The following is a 4,196-nucleotide window of genomic DNA, read 5'->3' as shown; positions in this document are numbered from 1 at the left end:
TGCGCCGACCCCACCCCACCCGGATACCGGGCCCCCAACCCCACCACCACCACCGGATCACCCGACACCGGAACCCCGACCGGCACGGGTGAGGCCGTCCGGCGCTCCTTGCCGAGGACCACCTCACGCAGGTATTCGGCCAGCCGGGCCGGGGTCGGGTGGTCGAAGATCATCGTCGCCGACAGCCGGGTCCCGACCGCCGTGGACAGCCGGTTACGCAGTTCCACGCCGGTCAGCGAGTCGAAGCCGAGGTCCTTGAAGGCCAGGTCGCCACCGATCTCGTCGCTGCGGCCGAGCACGGCCGAGGCGTGGGTGCCGACCAGGTCGAGCAGAATCTCGCGTTGCCGGGCCTCGGGGAGCGATCCCAGCTCGCTCGCAAGCCCGGTGGCCCGCACCGGTTTGCGGGCGCGTGCCAGCGCGCGCAGCACCGGCCGGTCGCCCAGTGCGGACAGCTTGAGTCGGGCCGCGACCACCGCCGGTTCCGCGGTGTCCAGGCCCCCGTCGAACAGGCCGAGTCCGTGGTCGGTCGCCATCGGCAGCAGTCCCGCGCGGGCGAGGCGTTCACCGTCGGCCTCGGACATCTGCCCGGTCAGCCCGCTGGCCTCGGCCCAGTAGCCCCAGGCCAGCGACACCCCCGGCAGTCCCTGGGCGCGCCGGTACGCGGCCAGGCCGTCGAGGTAGGCGTTGGCGGCGGCGTAGTTGGCCTGCCCGGGGCTGCCGAGTGTCCCGGCGGCCGAGGAGAAGAGGACGAACGCCGTCAGGTCCCGCCCGCGGGTGAGTTCGTGCAGGTGCCAGGCCGCCCGTGCCTTGGGCTCCCAGACCGCGGCCAGACGCTCGGGGGTCAGGGACTCGACCACGGCGTCGTCGAGCACCCCGGCCGCGTGCACGACCGCGGTCAGCGGATACGCGGCCGGGATCGCGTCCAGTACCGCCGCCAGCGCCTCCCGGTCGGCCACGTCGCACGCGGCCACGGTCACCTCCGCGCCCAGCCCGGCCAATTCCTCGCACAACGCCGCCCCGCCACCACTGCGGCTGACCAGCACCACATGCCGCACACCACGCTCGACCACCAGATGCCGGGCCACATGGCCACCCAGCGTCCCCGTACCACCGGTGATCAGCACCGTACCGGCCACATCGAAATCCACCGGAACAGTCAGAACGATCTTCCCGATGTGAGCCGCCCGACTCATGAACCGGAAGGCGTCCCGCGCGCGGCGGACGTCCCAGGTGGTGAGTGGTGGCAGACGCAGCTCGCCCGCACCGAGCAGGCGGACGGCCTCGGCCAGGATCTCCCCCAGCCGCTCCGGTCCCGCGTCGGCCAGGTCGAAGGCCAGCACGCCGGGCCGGATGTCGGCCTTGCCCATCTCCACGAACCGCCCGCCGGGTGCGAGCAGCCGCAGGGAGGCGTCCAGGAACTCACCGGACAGCGAGTTCAGCACCACGTCGAAGGGTCCGAACCGGTCGGCGAACTCCAGGGTCCGGGACGAGGCGATGTGGTCCTCGTCCAGCCCCAGGTCGCGCAGCGCGTCCCACTTGGCGGGGCTCGCGGTGGCGAACACCTCCGCCCCGAGCCGCCGGGCCAGTTGGATCGCCGCCATGCCGACGCCGCCGGCCCCGGCGTGGATCAGCACCCGGTCACCGGCCTTCAGCCCGCCCAGGTCGCGCAGGCCGTACCACGCGGTCAGGAACGTGATCGGCACAGTGGCGGCCTGGGCGAACGTCCACTCGTCGGGGATGCGCACCAGCACCCTGTGATCGGCGACGGCCACCCGGCCGAACGCGCCGGGCAGCAACCCGGCGACCCGGTCACCCGGCCGCAGCCCGGTGACCTCGGCGCCGACCTCGGTGACGACGCCCGCGCCCTCGCTGCCGAGCAGCGCCGGGTCCGGGTAGACGCCGAGGGCGATCAGCACGTCCCGGAAGTTCAGGCCGGCCGCCCGCACGGCGACGCGCACCTCCCGGGGCCCGAGCGGGGCCTGCTCGTACGGCAGGAAGGCGAGGTCGTCCAGGCTGCCCGTGCCCACCTGCGTCAGCCGGCCGTCGAACGCCTCCGGTGCGGAGCGCACGAGCCGGGGCACGTAGACGGCCCCCCGGCGCACCGCCAGCTGGTCCTCGTCGCCGACCGACAGGCCGTCGGGCAGCTCGTCGGCGTCCACGAGCACGAATCGGCCGGGGTGCTCGGCCTGCGCGGACCGGACCAGGCCCCATACGGCCGAGGCTTCCGGGTCGCTCACCCCGTCACCGGGGACGACGGCGACCGCGCCCCGCGTGCGCACCACGAGCCGTTCGCCGGGCCCGGCCAGGAAGTCCTGGACGGCCGTCAGCGCCTCGGCGACCGATCCGGGCGAGACGAGGGCGTCGCCGAGCGCGCCTTCGCCGGGGGTCAGCGGAATCCAGTCGAGGGTGTACAGCGGGCCGCGTTCAGCCATCGGACGGGTGGTCAGCGCCTCGATGGTCGCCACGGGCTCGCCGGACCGGTCCGCCAGGTGGACGGCGTACGTGCCGGGGCGCACCACCATCAGCCGCACCCGCGCGGAGGTCACGCCGGTGCGGTGGACCGCGATCCCGCCCAGCGAGAACGGCAGCCGCACGTCGCCTTCCGTGCCGGACAGCAGCGCCAGCGGTTGCAGGGCGGCGTCCAGCAGGGCCGGATGGACGGAGAACCGGGCCGCGTCCGGCACGGCGACCTCGGCGAACACCTCGTCGCCGCGGCGCCACACCGCCTGCACGGCCTGGAAGGCCGGCCCGTACTCGTAGCCCGCCGCGGCGAGCGTGTCGTAGAGCCCGGTGACCGGTTCCGCGCCGGCCGGCGGCCATTGCGTCAGCGCCTGCCCGAACACGGGCTGCCCGACCACAAGCTGCCCGCCCACCGTGCCGGTGGCGTGCCGCACCCAACCGTCCGTACGGGACCGGACGTCGACCGTGCGGCGGCCGGTCTCGTCCGGCTCGCCCACGACGACCTGTACGTCCACCGCGCCGTCCGCGGGCAACGTCAGCGGCGCCTCCAGGACCAGTTCCTCCACTGCCGCCCCGGCCGCGTGCACCACCAGTTCCACGAACGCCGTCGCGGGCAGCAGCACCGTCCCCAGTACGGAGTGGTCCGCGAGCCAGGGGTGGGTGGCCAGGGAGAGCCGACCCGTCAGGACCCGCTGCTCGCCCACCTCGACAGCGGCGCCGAGCAGCGGGTGGTCCACCGAGTCGAGCCCGGCCGCGGACACGTCTCCCGCGCCGCCGGCGAGCCAGAACCGCGTCCGCTGGAAGGGGTAGGTGGGCAGCGCCACCGGCTCCCCGTCCGGGAACGGCCACCGCACCGGCACACCCGCGACGAAGAGCCGCGCCGCGGCGGCCAGGAACTCGGCCGGGGTGCCGTGGTCGCGGCGCAGTGTCCCGGTCACCACACCCGCCTCGTGCTCCTCCAGCGCAGGCGTGAGCACCGGGTGCGGGCTGATCTCGACGAAGACGGGGTCGCCACCCGAGGCGAGCAGCGCACGGGTGGTCTGGTCGAACAGCACGGGTTCGCGGAGGTTGCGGTACCAGTAGTCGGCGTCCAGGGCGGCGGTGTCGACGGGTTCCGCGGTGACGGTCGAGTAGAAGGGGACGTCCGCGGTCCTCGGTGTGACGCCGGCGAGGTCGGCGAGCAGCTGCTCGCGGATCGCCTCGACCTGGACGGAGTGGGCAGCGTAGTTGACGGGCAGGCGGCGGGCACGGACACCGTCGGCCTCACAGGCCGCCAGCAGTTCACCCAGCGCGTCCAGATCACCCGACACGACGACCGAACCGGGGGCATTGACCACCGCCACCGTCAGCCGGCCCTCCCACCGGGCCACGAACTCGGCGGCCTGCGCATGCCCGAGCCCGACCGACACCATCCCACCCCGGTCCTCCAGCGCGACCAAGGCCTTGCTGCGCAGGGCGACCACCTTCGCGGCGTCGCCCAGGGACAACGCGCCGGCCACATACGCCGCCGCGATCTCCCCCTGCGAATGCCCGACCACGGCATCAGGCACCACACCATGCGCACGCCACAGCTCCGCCAGCGCCACCATCACCGCGAACAGAGCCGGCTGCACGATGTCCACCCGCTCCAGCGGAGCGCCACCGACCAACACCTCCACCAACGACCAATCCGTGTACGGCGCCAACGCCGCCTCACACGCATCGATCACCTCCCGGAACACCGGCTCCGAGCCGTA

General features: G+C 74.0%; 1 protein-coding gene. It reads right to left on the bottom strand.

The features are described from left to right. Positions 1–4,169: SDR family NAD(P)-dependent oxidoreductase (locus ACFTWP_RS41315; protein WP_380270339.1), on the bottom strand; the 4,169-nt coding region annotated here is incomplete at its 3' end. Positions 4,170–4,196: the final 27 nt, after the last annotated feature.

Source organism: Kitasatospora sp. NPDC057015 (assembly GCF_042673745.1).
Taxonomy (GTDB): Bacteria; Actinomycetota; Actinomycetes; order Streptomycetales; family Streptomycetaceae; genus Kitasatospora.
Note: the sequence above shows the minus strand (reverse complement) of the source record. Positions and strands in the feature narration are given on the sequence as shown.